Annotated in this window: 17 protein-coding genes; 8 read left to right on the forward strand and 9 right to left on the reverse strand. The window is 72.7% G+C overall.

The genetic code is table 11. The features are described 5' to 3' along the window. Positions 1–17: 17 nt before the first annotated feature. Positions 18–1,274, reverse strand: coding sequence for an MFS transporter (locus tag FR742_RS38645; RefSeq protein ID WP_148036189.1), 1,257 nt, complete (start codon positions 1,272–1,274; stop codon positions 18–20). Positions 1,275–1,359: 85 nt separating this feature from the next. On the opposite strand from FR742_RS38645, the gene FR742_RS46205 reads away from it, so the two are divergent. After that, positions 1,360–1,911, forward strand: a complete 552-nt coding sequence (locus FR742_RS46205) for an ABATE domain-containing protein (protein WP_148036190.1) — start codon at positions 1,360–1,362, stop codon at positions 1,909–1,911. Here the strand turns inward: FR742_RS46205 and FR742_RS38655 are convergent. Genes FR742_RS38655 through FR742_RS38665 form a run of 3 tightly spaced genes read right to left on the reverse strand, consistent with a single transcriptional unit; the run spans position 1,890 to position 4,642 of the window. Continuing rightward, positions 1,890–2,879, reverse strand: a complete 990-nt coding sequence (locus FR742_RS38655; RefSeq protein WP_148036191.1) for a hypothetical protein — start codon at positions 2,877–2,879, stop codon at positions 1,890–1,892. The genes FR742_RS46205 and FR742_RS38655 overlap by 22 nt on opposite strands. A 45-nt stretch (positions 2,880–2,924) precedes the next feature. Continuing rightward, positions 2,925–3,518, reverse strand: coding sequence for a response regulator transcription factor (locus FR742_RS38660; protein ID WP_148036192.1), 594 nt, complete (start codon positions 3,516–3,518; stop codon positions 2,925–2,927). Continuing rightward, positions 3,515–4,642, reverse strand: coding sequence for a sensor histidine kinase (locus tag FR742_RS38665; protein ID WP_187281576.1), 1,128 nt, complete (start codon positions 4,640–4,642; stop codon positions 3,515–3,517). The genes FR742_RS38660 and FR742_RS38665 overlap by 4 nt, the downstream gene beginning before the upstream one ends. Before the next feature lie 100 nt (positions 4,643–4,742). Here FR742_RS38665 and FR742_RS38670 point away from each other — a divergent pair, with 100 nt between their 5' ends. Continuing rightward, on the forward strand, positions 4,743–5,213 hold the full coding sequence (locus FR742_RS38670; protein ID WP_187281577.1) for a nitroreductase family deazaflavin-dependent oxidoreductase: 471 nt from the start codon (positions 4,743–4,745) through the stop codon (positions 5,211–5,213). Here FR742_RS38670 and FR742_RS38675 read toward each other — a convergent pair. Next, positions 5,163–6,152, reverse strand: a complete 990-nt coding sequence (locus tag FR742_RS38675) for an LLM class flavin-dependent oxidoreductase (protein WP_148036195.1) — start codon at positions 6,150–6,152, stop codon at positions 5,163–5,165. The two genes, FR742_RS38670 and FR742_RS38675, sit on opposite strands and share 51 nt — an antisense overlap. 278 nt (positions 6,153–6,430) lie before the next feature. On the opposite strand from FR742_RS38675, the gene FR742_RS38680 reads away from it, so the two are divergent. Continuing rightward, positions 6,431–8,446, forward strand: coding sequence for a CehA/McbA family metallohydrolase (locus tag FR742_RS38680; RefSeq protein ID WP_187281578.1), 2,016 nt, complete (start codon positions 6,431–6,433; stop codon positions 8,444–8,446). Here the strand turns inward: FR742_RS38680 and FR742_RS38685 are convergent. Then, on the reverse strand, positions 8,443–8,628 hold the full coding sequence (locus FR742_RS38685; RefSeq protein WP_148036196.1) for a hypothetical protein: 186 nt from the start codon (positions 8,626–8,628) through the stop codon (positions 8,443–8,445). The genes FR742_RS38680 and FR742_RS38685 overlap by 4 nt on opposite strands. A gap of 389 nt (positions 8,629–9,017) precedes the next feature. On the opposite strand from FR742_RS38685, the gene pip reads away from it, so the two are divergent. Then, a complete protein-coding gene (pip, locus tag FR742_RS38690; RefSeq protein WP_148036197.1) occupies positions 9,018–9,941 on the forward strand; it encodes a prolyl aminopeptidase in 924 nt (307 codons plus the stop codon). Between the two features lie 232 nt (positions 9,942–10,173). Next, positions 10,174–11,466 (forward strand): TIGR04013 family B12-binding domain/radical SAM domain-containing protein, encoded by a 1,293-nt coding sequence (locus FR742_RS38695; RefSeq protein WP_261809013.1) that lies wholly within the window; start codon positions 10,174–10,176, stop codon positions 11,464–11,466. Here FR742_RS38695 and FR742_RS38700 read toward each other — a convergent pair. Both FR742_RS38700 and FR742_RS38705 read right to left on the reverse strand, forming a co-directional pair. After that, positions 11,463–11,729, reverse strand: coding sequence for a hypothetical protein (locus tag FR742_RS38700; protein WP_148036198.1), 267 nt, complete (start codon positions 11,727–11,729; stop codon positions 11,463–11,465). The two genes, FR742_RS38695 and FR742_RS38700, sit on opposite strands and share 4 nt — an antisense overlap. Positions 11,730–11,789: 60 nt before the next feature. After that, a complete protein-coding gene (locus FR742_RS38705; RefSeq protein WP_148036199.1) occupies positions 11,790–12,299 on the reverse strand; it encodes a VOC family protein in 510 nt (169 codons plus the stop codon). 61 nt (positions 12,300–12,360) lie between these two features. Here FR742_RS38705 and FR742_RS38710 point away from each other — a divergent pair, with 61 nt between their 5' ends. Further along, positions 12,361–12,810, forward strand: a complete 450-nt coding sequence (locus FR742_RS38710; protein WP_261809014.1) for a MarR family winged helix-turn-helix transcriptional regulator — start codon at positions 12,361–12,363, stop codon at positions 12,808–12,810. A 59-nt stretch (positions 12,811–12,869) separates the two neighbouring features. After that, on the forward strand, positions 12,870–13,055 hold the full coding sequence (locus FR742_RS38715) for a hypothetical protein (RefSeq protein ID WP_148036200.1): 186 nt from the start codon (positions 12,870–12,872) through the stop codon (positions 13,053–13,055). Here the strand turns inward: FR742_RS38715 and FR742_RS38720 are convergent. Next, the gene (locus FR742_RS38720) at positions 13,044–14,291 is read right to left on the reverse strand and encodes a saccharopine dehydrogenase family protein (RefSeq protein ID WP_148036201.1); all 1,248 of its coding nucleotides are present in this window, start codon (positions 14,289–14,291) and stop codon (positions 13,044–13,046) included. The two genes, FR742_RS38715 and FR742_RS38720, sit on opposite strands and share 12 nt — an antisense overlap. An 83-nt stretch (positions 14,292–14,374) precedes the next feature. On the opposite strand from FR742_RS38720, the gene FR742_RS38725 reads away from it, so the two are divergent. After that, on the forward strand, positions 14,375–15,082 hold the full coding sequence (locus tag FR742_RS38725; protein ID WP_148036202.1) for a TetR/AcrR family transcriptional regulator: 708 nt from the start codon (positions 14,375–14,377) through the stop codon (positions 15,080–15,082). The last annotated feature ends 11 nt before the right edge of the window (positions 15,083–15,093 follow it).

A 15,093-nucleotide genomic window follows, 5' to 3' on the forward strand; every position in this document is an offset into this window, starting at 1 on the left:
CCCGTGTTCGGCAGTCATCAGTGAGCCGCGACGGTTTCGTCCGGGGCTTCGACGGCCGCCGACAGGTCGGTGCGGAGTGCGTAGCGGATGAAGGCCGCCATCACCACCAGGGCGAGCACCGTGGCGAGGACGAACGCCGCGCGCACCCCCCACAGCTCCGCTATCACTCCGGCCAGGGCCGCGCCCGGGGGAAGGACGCCCCAGCTGAGGACGCGTGAGGCCGCGTACACCCGGCCCAGCAGCTCGGGCGGGGAGAGGTTCTGGCGGATGGTGGCCACGAGGATGCGCCAGATGCTCGACCCGGCGCCCGCCACCACCGCGCCGGCGGCGACCGCCCAGGCGGGGGCGTCCACGGCGACGGGCAGGACCAGGAGCACGGTGCCGGCGGCGTCGGCGATGAGCAGGGTGGTCACGCCGAAGCGGCGGCGCAGCGGCTCCACCACGGCCGACGCGACCAGGCCGCCGACCGCCATGGCGGTGAGCAGGAGCCCGTACTGGGTGGTGGTGAGCCCGAGCGGGCCGGGGGCGACCGCGTACACGACGAGCAGGGCGGTGGCGGCGGCCCAGACGACGTTCATCACGGCGGTGTAGAGGGTGAGGGTGCGCACCACGGGCTGGCGCCACAGGTAGCGCAGGCCCGCGACCAGGCCGTCACCGGGCCGGTCGGGGTGGGGCGTGCCGGCGCCGGCCGGTACGGGGGAGAGCGTCATGACGAGGATGCCAGCGACTGCCAGGACGTAGAGGACGGCGCTGGCGCCGGTGGCCAGGGCGAGGGTGGTCGCGGCCAGGAGGCCGGCGAGGGGCGGGCCGGCGAGCTGGTTCGTGACGTTGATGGTGGCTTCGACGCGGGCGTTGGCGCGACCGCGCGCGGTGGGGGGCACGACTCGCGGGATGGTCGAGGTCAGCGCCGTGTCGACGAGGGTTTCCGCGACGCCGAGCAGGACGGCCGCGGCGATGATCAGCGGGAGTGAGAGGACTCCCGCGAGGTGGGCGGCGGTCAGGCCGGCCAGGAGGGCGGCGCGGGCCAGGTTGACCCCGGTGAGGAGGGCGCGCCGGTCGACGCGGTCGACGATCCAGCCCGCGTGCAGCCCGAACAGCGGCCAGGCCAGGGTGAGCGCGGTCGTCACGGCCGCCACCCCGCCGGGCGAGGCGCCGACGGCGAGGGCCAGCAGGGGCAGCGCGAACAGGGCCATGCCGTCACCGAGGTTCGCGGCGCCGGTGCCGAACCACAGGCCGTTGAACGACCGGCCGAGTGACGCGGGAAGGATGCGCATAGGTCTCACCTTTCAAAGTAGGTTGAACGGTAAGACTGCTTGGTCTCACCTGTCAATCGGGATTGATTGGTGAGATACTGGAGGCATGACCGCAGTGGAACTGGTCGGGAACGCGCTCTGTCTGGACTTCGCCAACACCGTCAACGCCCGCCCCGTCGCCGAGCGGGACTGGCTGGCGACGCCCGAGGAGGCCCTGACCTGGGCAGGCGCCGTCGGCCTGGCCGTCGAGGATCCGGCCGGGCTGGCGGAGGCTCTGCCCGAGGCGCGGGAGCTGCGGGAGGCCGTCTTCCGGGTGTTCTGGGCGCTCGCCCACGGCGGGCAGCCGCCCCGGGAGGACCTCGCCGCGCTGATGGCCGCCTACGCCGAGGGATCCGGCCACGCCCGGCTCGACGAGGACGGCGACACCTACCGGCTGCGGTGGGAGGATCCCCGTACGGTGCGCGTGCTGCTGTGGGAGGTCGCCGAATCGGCGGTCGAGCTGCTCACCCACGGGCCGTTGGACCGGCTCGGCGCCTGCCCGTCATGCGTGTGGCTGTTCCTGGACACGAGCAGGAACCGGCGCCGCCGCTGGTGCAGCATGACGACGTGCGGCAGCCGCGACAAGTCCCGCCGCTACTACGCCACCCACTCGACGTAGCGGCCCGCGGCGTGGGAGCGGATTCTCGTGGCGGCTGTGACGAGCAGGGCGACCGCCGCGACCGCGAAGACGAGGTTCCCGATGAGGTCGGCCATCGGATCGGTGGGGACGGCCGGAGGCTGCGGGAACCCGTGCCAGGCGTAGGTGAGCACGCCGCCCGCCGCCAGCCCGAACCGCTGCCACACACCCCACCCCGGCTGCCCGGACCAGCGCACGACCAGCACGCAGACGGTGGTGTACAGAGCCAGGTGGATGGCCGTGACCAGCCAGGCGCCGAGCGCGTCCACGTTCATCACCGGCAGCCAGAACGCGGCGCCGGCCGCCAGCGAGAACGCGAGCACCGCCCAGCCTCCGGGCCCCCGTCCGGACCGGATGGTGCCCGGCGCGGCGGGGGAGCGGCGGCGCAGGGCGAGGAACACCAGCAGGCCCGCCAGCAGGGCCACGCCCGCGAGCCGCCCGAACCCGGGATCGTACGGATCCGTCGCGAACACCGCCGAGGCCGCCGCCCCCAGCACGAGCAGCACCCCCGCCACCACCAGGCCCGGCCGGCGCAGCCACGGCTCCGAGGCGCGGGCGGGCACCAGCGACTCCATGACGGCGATCGGCACGCAGATGCTGCCCACCACGTGGACGCCCAGCACGAACACCGTCCACCAGGCGCTCACCTCCACGCCGGGGATCCAGGCGTACGACCGCAGGTCCATCCCCGCGAAGCCGGGGTTGAACAGGGATCGGGTGACCAGCCCTTCCTCGATCAGGCCGTACGCGACGGCGAGCAGCACGATGCCCGGCCACCCCACGCCCCGGCGCCTGGCCAGCTCGCGGACGAGCAGCGCGCCGCCCCCGTACAGCGGGGCCAGGGTGATCAGCGCGACCAGCATGGTGACGGGCAGGTTGCCCAGCAGGAACTCGCCGATGAGCGGCGACAGGAAGAAGAGCCCGAGCGCGGGCGCGACGCGTTTCCACATGTCACCAGCGTCGCGAGAGCGGCGGGCGGCCGGTAGTGACGTTCGTCAGAGCCAGCCCTTGGCCTCCGCGGCGCGTGCCGCCTCGGCCCGGTTGCGGGCGCCGAGCTTGCCGATGGCCGACGACAGGTAGTTGCGTACGGTGCCGTCCGACAGGTACAGACGGTGGGCGATGTCGGCGATCGTCCCGCCCTCGGTGGCGGCGCGCAGCACGTCGCGTTCGCGGCCGGTGAGGGGGTTGGCGCCTTCGGAGAGGCTGGCGGCGGCCAGCTTCCTGTCGAACACCCGCTCACCGGCGTGCACCCGGCGGATCGCGTCGGCCAGCTCCCCGGCCCTGGCGTCCTTGACCACGTAACCGGCGACGCCGGCGTCCATGGCGCGCCGCAGGTAACCGGGCCGGCCGAACGTCGTCAGGATGATCACCCGTACGCCGGTGAGCCCGGCCGCGACGGTGAGGCCGTCGCCGCCCGGCATCTCGATGTCGAGCAGGACGACGTCGGGCCGCGTCGCGGCGACCGCCGTCGCCACCTCGTCCCCGCGGCCCACCTGGCCGGCGACCTCGATGCCGGGCTCCAGGCCGAGCAATGCCGCGAGCGCCTCCCGTACGAGATGCTGGTCGTCGGCGAGCAGGACGCGGATCACGGGCTTCCTTTCGCAGGCGGCCGGGCCCGGGGAACGGCGTCTTCCCGGTGCGGGCGGGCCGGCAGAGGGACACGGGCGTGCAGGCGGAAGCCGCCGTGCTCGGCCGGTCCGCCGTGCAGGGTGCCGCCCGCGAGCTCGACCCGTTCGGCTAGCCCGCGCAGCCCGGTGCCGCCGTCGCCGGGGGCGGAGCCGCGGCCGTCGTCGGTGACCTCGACGTACGCCTCGCCGCCGGCGGTCCCCAGCCCGATGCGGCACCGGCGGGCGCGGCTGTGCCGGACCACGTTCGTCGCGCCCTCCCGCACCACCCACGCCAGCACCGGCTCCACCTCCGCGGGGACCGGCTCGGCGGACACCTCCACGGGCACGCCGGCGGCGGCGAGCGCCCGCCGGGCCCCGTCGAGTTCGTCCGGCAGCGACAGCTCCCGGTAGCCGGCGATCGCGTCGCGCACGTCAGAAAGCGCCTGCCGGGACAGCTCCTCGACGTCGCCGATCTCCGCCGCCGCCCGCGCGGGGTCGGCCGTCAGCAGTCTGCCCGCGAGCTGGCTCTTCAAGGTCATCACCGCCAGGCTGTGGCCGAGGATGTCGTGCATGTCGCGGGCGAAGCGCAGCCGCTCGTTGTCCACGGCCAGCCGCTCCACCTCGGCGTTCGCCCGGGACAGGGCACGGTTCGCGGCGCTCAGCGCGAGGAAGGCGCGCATCGCCCCGGCGAACACCGCCGCCTGCAGCGGGATCCACCAGCTGTCCGCGAGCGACGCGCCCAGCAGCGGCAGCGCCAGCGCGACGCCTCCGACGGTCAGCGCGGCCCCGGCCGGCATGGCCCGCTCGGGCAGGGCCGCGGCCAGCGCCGTGATCAGGAAGAAGGAGGCGGCGAACACCCACAGCTCGCCCAGCGCCGGCGCCAGTCCGGCTGCGGCCGCGTACAGGAGGACGAGCGCGTACGGGGTCGCGTTCCCGTGCGGACGGTCCAGGGCCGTCCACACGACCCGGAGGTAGAGCGCGGCGAAGCAGACCAGCCCCGCTGCCACGAGCGCCACCTCGGCGGCGGACGGCGAGCGGGACAGGAAGCCGGGGAGAGGCCATACCAGGACGGCGAGGTAGACGGAGGTCCAGAGCCGGCCCTTCATGTCGATCACCCTAACCGGGGGACTCCGGGCGCAGACCTGACGAATGTCATGGGGTGGGCGACTTGACCTCAACCCCGGTCGAAGTCCCACACTTGATCGCATGGACGAGGTAATCGACAGCCCGACGGGCTGGGTGGCCGAGCACATCCGCCGCTACGTGGAGACGGACGGAGAGAGCGGGCACCTGTTCCAGGGGCTGCCCACGCTGCTGCTCACGACCCGGGGCAGGAAGTCGGGGCAACTGCGCCGCACGGCGCTGATCTACGGGCAGGACGGCGACCGCTACCTGCTCGTCGCCTCCAACGGCGGCTCCGCGCAGCATCCCGCCTGGTATCTCAACCTGATCGCTGATCCGGACGTCACCGTGCAGGTGCGGGCCGACAGGTTCGCCGCCCGCGCCCGCACCGCCACCGAGCAGGAGAAGAAGGAGCTGTGGCCGGGCATGGCCACCGTGTTCCCGACGTACGACACGTACCAGTCCAGAACGGACCGGGACATCCCGCTGGTGATCCTGGAGCCGTCAGGCGGGGACGAGGCCCTGGACCTCGGCGAGAAGCTCGAAGGAGCGTAGCCAGGCCTCCCGGTCGGGGGCCGCCGACACCGTGATGAGCTCGTCGGCCCCGACATGCTCGGCGAACCGGCCCAGATACTCCTTGACCTCGCCGGGCGTGCCGACGGCCGAGTACTTGGTCATCTGGAGGATCTGCTGCCCGGCGGGCGACTCCAAAATCATGTCCGCCTCTTCGGCGGTGAACTCGCGCTCGCGGCCCAGCAGGAGACTCACCCGGTTGCGCTTGGCGGCCAGGAACTGCTCCTCCGCCTTCTCCCTGGTGTCGGCGGTGATCACGTTCACGCCGGCGATCACGTACGGCTCGGCGAGCTGCGCGGACGGCTTGAACTCGCGCCGGTAGAGCGCGACCGCCTCCTCCAGCGCGGCGGGCGCGAAGTGCGAGGCGAACGCGTACGGCAGCCCGAGCATGGCCGCGAGCTGCGCGCCGAACAGCGAGGACCCGAGGATGTACAGCGGCACGTCGGTGCCCTTGCCCGGTGTCGCGTCCACGCCCGGGATGCGGGAGTCGCCGGTCAGGTAGCCCTGCAGCTCCAGCACGTCCTGCGGGAAGCTGTCCGCCGAGGAGGGCGTGCGGCGCAGCGCCCGCATGGTCTTCTGGTCGCTGCCGGGCGCCCGCCCGAGGCCCAGGTCGATCCGGCCGGGGTGCAGCGTGGCGAGCGTGCCGTACTGCTCGGCGATGGTCAGCGGGGAGTGGTTGGGCAGCATGACGCCGCCGGCGCCGAGACGGATGGTGCTCGTCCGCGCGGCCACGTGCGCGATCAGCACGCTGGTGGCCGAGGACGCGATCGAGGGCATGTTGTGGTGCTCGGCATACCAGATGCGCCGGTATCCCCACTGCTCGGCACGCCGCGCCAGCTCCACGCTGGCGGCGAAACTGTCGGCGGCGGTCTCTCCCTTGCCGATGTACGCGAGATCGAGAATGGAGAGAGGCAGGGGCATGGGACGTACCTTTCCTTAGCGGGTACCAAAAGGTAACCGGTGCCCGGGTCCCATTATTTCCGGCGCACCTCCTCCTGGCCTGGCCGTCTTCTCCCCGGACGCCGGGTAGCATCCGCCATGTGAACCGTCGCATCGTCGCCCTTATGGTCATCATCGGGATGGTCGGGATGAGTGGGCTCGCCGTGGTCGTCTCGGCCGTGCAGTCGGGCGGTGGGTGGTAAGTACCTGACGGGTCCAGCGTTTCGTGACACGATGTCGGTGACTTCGAGGAGTGTCCGATGTGTGACGATCCGCTGCTTCCCGAGACTGTCGCCCGCGCGCTGACCGATTACCGGGACCTCCGCGATCGGCACGGCGTGTGCTGGGGCGAGGAGCCGCTGTCGTACGTGGTCCAGGCATGGGCCACCGTCTTCCTCGACCGGAGCCACGACTACTGGGCCACCGGGATGCGGCAGCTCGCCGAGCGCCTGCCCGGGGCGTCCGAGGACGAGATCGACGACCGGATGGGCGAGGTGGACGTCGACCGGGTGGTCCGCGACGCGCTCGGCGGCGAAGCGCTCACCTCACTGCCCGCGCTGCGGCTGCGGCCCGGCGCGGTCACGCTGGAGGCCCGCGCGCGGGTGGTGCTCGGTGACGAGCCAGGCCGTACGTGGTTGCTGCTGGACTCGAGCCGGGACGAGCCGGTCACGGTGCTCGTGGACGGCGACGCGTACGAGATTCAGCCACGCGGAGCGAAGATCGTCGGCGTGCGGCGGGAGGTCGTCGCCGACGGGGCGCCGGTCGATCTGGCGCCGCTGACCAGGCGAGCGGAGGCGGCGGCGGTGCGGCTGCGCGCCGGGTTCCCGTGCCGATGGAGTGTGACGTCGGCCGGCGGGCAGGGCTGGTATCCCGAAGGCGCCCCGCCCAAGGTCGACGGGCACGGCAGAGCGTACTTCCACGGCGACGACCTGGTGGTGGCCGTGCCCGCCGAGCCGATCACGGTGACGGTCACCAGGGGCATGGAGTACGCCGAGTCCGAGGTCGCGCTGACCCCGGCCGCGGGCGGGGAGACGCTGGTCGAGCTGACCCCCGAGCGGTTGTACGACGCGGCGGCGCACGGCTGGTACGGCGGCGACATGCACGTCCACCTCAACTGGATGGGCGAGCAACCGGCCGCACCCGAGCTGGCCGCGGCCGCCCAGCACGGCGAGGACCTGCACGTGCTCAACCTGGTGGCCGGGAACGTGGCGAGCGCGCGGGTCTACGACCGGGAGGCGCTCGAACACTGGCTGGGCCGCGATTTGCCGTGGTCCGACGGGCGCCACCTGGCCAGGATCGGCGTGGAGTACCGCAACGACCTGGTCGGCCACGTCGGCGCCTTCGGGCTGCGCGGGCTGCCCGAGCGCTTCCACACGGGCTTCTCCGGCGAAGCCGACTGGCCCCCGAACGCGGTCGCCTGCGAGGAGTTGCACGAGATGGGCGCGGTGCTCGGCTACGGGCACCCGTTCCACTTGCCGGTCTCCGACACCGACCCGCCGGAGGCGGCGGTGCGGCGCGGGCGCAACTGCTCGGCCAGGGAGATCGTCGCCGACGCGGCGCTCGGCCTGATCGACACGCTGGACGTGCTCAACCATTCGTCGATCAGCGCCACGGCCGCCGTCTACCGGCGCCTGATCGGGGCCGGCAACCGGCTGACGGTGACCGCCGGCACCGACGCGGTGCTGTCGTTCTGCCACCGCGGCACCTCGTCGGGCCCGCCCGGGTGGGAACGGGTGTACGCGCGGGTGGACGGCCCGCTCACCGCCGAGTCGTTCGCCGAGGCGATCCTCATGGGCCGCACGTTCGCCACCACCGGCCCGTGGCTCGACCTCACCGTGAACGGCCACGGCCCCGGCGACACGCTGGACCTGGCGCCCGGGGAGCACGTCGAGATCACCGTCACCTCGGTCGGGCCCGAGGTCGAGACCCTGGAGATCCGCACCGCCGACGGGGTGGTGGCCCAGGGGCCGCCCGGCCGCCTCACGGCCACGCTGACCGCGGGCGAGCCCACGTACGTGGTCGCGGTCGCCACCGGAGGGCCGCACCCGCGAAGCTTCCACGGAAGCGGCGCGTACGCGCACACGAGCCCGGTCTACCTGAACGTGGCGGGCACGCGTGTGGCGCGGCCCGAGGACGTGCGGTGGTGCCTGGACTGGCTGGACCGGCTGGAGGAGGTGCTGCGGGAGTCGGGCGTCTTCGCGACCAAGGACCAGTACGACGACCACGTGGCGCTCTACGACCGCGCGCGGCAGGTCTACCGGGCCAGGCTGGGCTAGGCCAGGCAGAGGTCCGCGGCGGCGGGGGCGGTGTCGTCGTCGAGACCCTCCAGGAGGACGGCGGCCAGGCTGCGGCGCTGGGCGGCCGTGAGGGTCATCGGCAGCACGATCGGCATCAGCTCGATGGCGCCGCCGGGCAGGTGACGGACATGGCAGGGGACTAGGGAGGAGGTGTGGAACACTCCCTCACTATGGCAGCCGCCACCGACAAGATCAGGCGGTTTTCCATGCCGGCGCCGACAGCAAGGTCCTCGCAAGGCAGCGCGCTGCGCGCGACCCCGACTCGGGCCGCGCTCTGTGGGGGAGCCAAGCTCCCCCACACCCCCTTGCCAGGGGCTCCCGCCCCCGGACCCCGTGTGTGAGGCGGTTTCCGTCAAAGCCGGGAGCGGACGGTTAGCCCCTGGACCTGGTGTGAGGCGGCCTCCGTCGAACAGGAAGGGGACGGCGCGATATCGACCCCAGCCCCCGGACCCCGTGTGTGAGGCCGTTCCCGTCGAGCAGGGAGCGGACTGTTCGCCCCTGGACCCCGCGTGTGAGGCGGTCTCCGTTCAGAAGGGGTGAGGATGGGGTCATGATCAATGAGAGCGGCATGCTTGACGTGGGCGACGGCAACCACGTGCATTGGGAGGTCCACGGCGCGCCCGGTGGGAAACCGGCCGTGGTGGTCCATGGCGGTCCGGGCTCCGGGGCGGGTCCCGGCTGGCTGCGGTTCTTCGACCTGGAGAAGTACCGGGTCGTGCTGTTCGACCAGCGCGGCTGTGGAAGGAGCACGCCTGACGCGGCCGACCACGACACGGACCTGTCCGTGAACACCACCCACCACCTGATCGCCGACATGGAGCTGCTCCGCGAGCACCTGGGCATCGACCGGTGGATGCTGTTCGGCGGCTCGTGGGGGACGACTCTCGGCCTGGCCTACGCGATCCGCCACCCCGACAGGGTCAGCGAGATCGTCATGTCCGGCGTCGCCACCACCACCCGGTGGGAGGTTGAGTGGATCACCGAGGGCGTCGGCCACTACTTCCCCCGGGAGTGGGAGCGGTTCCGCGACGGCGCCCCGGGTGGCGGGCGGCTCGTCGACGCCTACGCCCGGCTGCTCGCCGACCCCGACCCGGCCGTCCGGGAGAAGGCGGCCCGCGACTGGTGCGACTGGGAGGACTCCCACGTACGGGTGCGCGCCGACCAGGAGCCCGACCCGCGCTACGCCGACCCCCGGTTCCGGATGCGGTTCGCGCGGCTGGTCACCCGCTACTGGAGCAACCACGCCTGGCTGGAGGACGGCGAGATCCTGGCCGGGGTGGAGAAGCTGGGCGACGTGCCCGGAGTCCTGGTACACGGCCGGATCGACCTGAGCAGCCCGCTGCGGACGGCGTGGGAGCTGTCGAGAGCGTGGCCGGGCTGCGAGCTGGTGATCGTCGAGGAGGCGGGCCACAGCGGCGGTCAGCCGGGCATGCGCGACGCCCTGAAGGCGGCGGTCGAGCGGTTCGCCCGATAAGGGCCGGTGAACGGCGCGCCACACACCGGGTGGCTGTCGGTAAAGACCCCGCGATGATCCCGGGTGAACGGGCGCGTCGCACACCCGGGTGGCCGTCGGTAAAGACCCCGCGATGATCCCGGGTGAACGGGCGCGTCGCACACCTGGGTGGCTGTCGGTAAGGACCCCGCGATGATCCCGGGTGAACGGCGCGCGCCGCACATCCGGGTGGTCGTCGGCTACGCTGCACGGCGTGGCGCTCGCTGTTGACGTGGTGGTCCGATATCGCAAGGCCGTGACCTACGGCGTGCACGCCCTGCTCGCCGCGCTGGAGACCGCGGGGGTCGAGCACGGGCTGCGCCTCGGCACCACCGTGGAGGAGACGGCGGCGCACATCGCCGCCAGCCGGGCCGACCGGGTGCTGGTCCTGTGGTCGTTCTACTCGCCCGACGCCGACGCGATGGCCGCCGAGCTGGCCGCCGTGCGGGCGCTGGAAGACCGGGACGGCGTCCTGCACATCGCGGGCGGCGTGCACGCCACCGCCGAGCCGCAGCAGGTCATCGACGCCGGGTGGGACCTGGCCGGCGTCGGCGAGGGCGAGTCGACGATCGTGGCGCTCGTCGAGGCGTTGCGCGGCGGCGACCCGCTCACGGGCGTCCCCGGGCTCGCGCTCAGGGACGCCGACGGGGTCGCGCTGCGCACCCGCCCGGCGCCGCAGCTCCCGCTGGACGCGTTCCCGTCCTTCCCGGCCCGGCGCGGGCGGTTCGGGCCGATCGAGATCACCAGAGGGTGCCGTTACACCTGTCGCTTCTGCCAGACGCCCTTCATGTTCGGCGGCCAGTTCCGCCACCGGTCGGTGGCGAGCGTGCGCGAGCACGTGCGGGAGATGGCCGGACACGGGCTGCGCGACGTCCGGTTCATCACGCCGACCTCGCTCTCGTACGGGTCGCCGGGGCCGGGCCCCGACCTGGACGCCGTGGAGGAGCTGCTGGCCGGGGTCAAGGAGGAGCTGCCGTCGCACGGCCGGGTGTTCTTCGGCAGCTTCCCCTCCGAGGTGCGGCCCGAGCACGTGACGCCCGAGGCCATGCGGCTGCTCAAGCGCTACGTGGCCAACGACAATCTGATCATCGGCGCTCAGTCGGGCTCCGACCGCGTGCTCGCGGCCTCGGGGCGCGGCCACGACACCTCACCCGTACGCGACGCGGTGCGGATCGCGGTGGAGCACGGCTTCCGGCCGAACGTCGACTTCATCTTCGGCATGCCGGGCGAGCAGGAGGACGACCAGGAGGCCTCGCTCAGGCTGGCCGCCGATCTGGCCGACCTGGGGGCGCGCATCCACACCCACACCTTCATGCCGCTGCCGGGCACTCCGTGGCGCGACGCAGAGCCCGCGTTCATCCCCCTGGCCACGGTGCGTGAGCTCGATCGGCTGGCCCAGCGCGGCGACGCCTACGGCCACTGGCGCAAGCAGGCCGAGCACGCCGCGAGACTGGCCGAGACCGCCAAGGCCTACCCGCGCCGGACCCGCCGGCGCCGGACGGGCTAGCGCTCGTCGTCGTCCTGGTCGTAGGCGGGCCCCTCGTCGTCGGGGAGCAGGTCGTCCAGGACGCGGTTCACCGCGTCGCCCAGCGGGCGGAACGCCTGGGTGAGCGCGTTGGCCAGCGGCCCGAAGATCTCGCTCACCTCGCGCAGCAGGTCGTCGCTCTTGTCCTCGGGCGGCGCCCAGCGCATGGCGTCGGCGCTCAGCGTCTCCCACTCGTCGACGACGCCGTCGATGGCGTCGAGCACGTGGTCTGGATCCCTCGGCATGACGTTCTCCAGGAGGGGAATCGGATTAACACCACGGTAACCCGTACCCGCCCGATCACGTCAGACCGGGATCGACACTCCGACGCCGCCGCGCGTGCGCGCGCCGAACCGCTCCTTGGCGGCGGCCAGGTCGAGCGGCAGGACGCGGGTCCTGGCGGCGAGCAGCTCGTCGTCGATCATGTCGGCCGGCACCAGCCAGGACACCTCGAACTCCAGCCCGTCGGGGTCGTGCGCGTAGAGGGCCTTGGTGGTGGCGTGGTCGGAGGCGCCCACCAGCGCGCCGAGCTCGCTCAGCTTGGCGGCGACGCGCTCCAGCTCGTCGAGCGTGTCCACCTCCCACGCCAGGTGGTAGAGCCCGACGGCGGTGCGCCCGGCGGGCGACGGCCCGGCCTGCGCGCCGATCTGGAACAGTCCCAGGTCGTGGTCGTTGGACGAGCCGGCCGCCTGGAGGAACGCGGCGCCGGGCATCTCCATGACCGGCTCGAAGCCGAGGGCCTCGCGGTAGAAGGCGACGCTGCGCTCGACGTCCCGAACGTAGAGGACCGCATGATTGAGCCGCTGGACGGGCATGATGATCTCCTTTGGCCGGATTCGTCCCCAAGTATATGAGAGTTCAAGTAAATTGTCAGATGTGACCCGATGGCTGGACGACGAAGAGCAGCGCACCTGGCGGAGCTTCATGGCGGCGACCCAGCTCGTGCATGAGGCGCTCGACAGGCAGTTGCAGCGCGACGCCGGGATGCCGCACGCGTACTACATGATCCTGGTGGCGCTGTCGGAGGCGCCGGGGCGCGCGCTGCGGATGAGCGAGCTGGCCGCGAAGGCGCAGAGCTCGCAGAGCCGGCTCTCGCACGCGGTGGCCCGGCTGGAGGAGCGCGGCTGGGTCCGCCGCGACCGCTGCCCCGAGGACCGGCGCGGCAACATCGCCGTGCTCACCGACACGGGCTTCGCGGCGCTGGAGTCCGCCGCGCCCGGTCACGTCGAGGAGGTGCGCCGCGTCCTGTTCGACGTGCTCACGCCCGAGCAGGCCGGCAGCCTGCATGAGATCTGCGCCACGGTACGGGACACGCTGAAGCGATAGCCGGAAACTGTCGGCGCCCCGTCGTACCGTGTCCCGGGTAGTCGTATGAGGAGACGGGGATGCACGACGAAGAGGCGCTGTTCCGCACGGTTCACGGCATCGCGGGCCGGTTCGCCGGCCAGCCGGTGCCCGTGGTGATCGACGCGCTGTTGCGGCAGTTGCCCCAGGCCCCCGGCTTCACCGGCGCCGACATCCGGCGCATCGCCGAGGAGATCAGCGTGGGCCGCGACCCGTCAGGCCTCTGACCCCACCCCGGCGGGTTCCTGCTCGCGCAGGCCCCACGGCGACCCGTACTCCTCCAGCAGGTCCAGGAACGGGCGCGGCGGGAACGCCTCGGGGCCGAGCACGCCCTCGCCCCGCCACGTGCCGCCGGCGACCAGTTCCAGCGCGGCGACCGGGTTGACGGCGGTCTGCCAGACCACGGCCTGAGAGCCGTACTCGCGCATCGACCACTGGTTGTCCACCACGTGGTAGAGGTACACCTCGCGCGGCCGGCCGTCCTTGACGCCCTTCACCCAGGTGCCGGCGCAGGTCTTGCCGTGCATGCGGTCGCCCAGCTCGGCCGGGTCGGGCAGCACGGCGGCCACCACGTCGCGCGGCGAGACCCGGGCAGGGCCGCGGTCGGTCCGCACGGTGACCGGCCGGGTGCCGTCCAGGCCCAGCTCGTGCAGGGTCTTGAGCCTGGAGATGAAGTCCTCGCCGAGCCCGTACTTGAAGGTGACCCGCCCGGCGTCCACCCAGCGGGGCACCAGCAGCACCTCCTCGTGCTCGACGTTCACGCACTCGATCGGGCCGATGCCCTCGGGGAAGTCGAACACCTCCGGCTCGCTGAACGGCTCGGTGGTGAACCACCCCCGGTCGCGCTCGTAGACGAGCGGCGGGTTGAGACACTCCTCGATCGTGGTCCAGATGGAGAACGACGGGGCGAACTCGTAGCCGTCGACGGTGAGGTTGCCGCCGTCGCGTACGCCGATCTCCTCGATCTCGTCGAACAGCTCGTCGGCGGCGTAGCGGGCGAACACGTCGGACAGCCCCGGCTCGACGCCCATGCCGACGAGCGCCAGCCGGCCGGCCCGCCGCCAGTCGCCGTCGCGGGCGAACTGCTCGTCGCCGAGCTTCACCCCGACCTGCTCGTACGGGTGCTCGGGGTGCGGCCTGGACATGGACATCGCCATGTCGAGATAGTGCGCCCCGCCCGCGAGCGCCGCCTCGAACAGCGGCATCACGAAGCGGGGGTCGGTGGCGTTGAGCAGGACGTCGCACCGGTGGCCGAGAAGCAGGCCGGCGACCGCCGAGGTATCGGAGGCGTCGACCGCGGCCGCGGTGAAGCGGGTCTCGCCGGGGCCGAGCGCGGCGACGGCCGCCTGAGCCCGGGAAATGTCGTAGTCGGCGACCACCATATGGTCGAAGAACTCGCGGCGGGTGGCGATGCGGGTGATGGCGGTGCCCACACCGCCGGCGCCCACAAGAAGAATACGCATGATCTCTCCTGGTTGCGGGGGGTGCCCTTCAAGCAAAGACGAGTACGCTCATCAACGTCAATGGTGTTGGCATAAGGAGAGGTATGCCGAAGCGCGTAGTGCCCGAGGCGGCACGACGGCGGCGCCGGCCCACCCGGCAGGGCCGGGTGCTCAGCCACGAGCTGATCATCGCCACCGCCCTGCGCATGCTCAAGGAGCACGGCGCGGCGGGCCTGACGGCCAGGCGGCTGGGGCTGGCGCTGGGCGCCGACGCCAGCACGATCTACCGCTACTTCCGCGGCATGGACGACCTGACCCTGGCCATCGCCGACGCGCTGTTCGCCGCGGCGCTGGAGAGCTGGCGCGCCACCGGCGACTGGCGGGCCGACCTGCGGGCGCTGGGGCTGAGCATCTACCGGGCCTACCTGTCGCACCCGCAGGCGGCCGTGCTCACCGCGAGCCGGGTGGCGGGCCGCCCGCACGAGGTGGCGGTGGACGAGACGATCCTCGGCATCCTGCGCACCGAGGGCTTCCCCGACCCCGACGCGGTGCGGGTCTATCACGCCTTCATCGACCAGAGCCTGGCCTTCGCCGTGCTCGACGCCGCCTCCCTGGCGCTGCCCGAGGCGGCACGGCAGGCCGACCAGGAGGTCTGGCGCGAGACCTACGCCCGCCTCCCGGCCGAGACCCACCCCCACATCGCCGCCACGGCGCCCCTCCTGGTGGCCAGGATGAACGACAGCGGCTACCCGGCGGCCCTGGACATGCTCCTCGACAGCGCGGCCCGGCAACTCAGGGATCGGTCAGGGTGAGGTAAGGGACG

The organism is Nonomuraea sp. C10 (assembly GCF_008017515.1).
GTDB classification, from domain to species: domain Bacteria; phylum Actinomycetota; class Actinomycetes; order Streptosporangiales; family Streptosporangiaceae; genus Nonomuraea; species Nonomuraea ferruginea.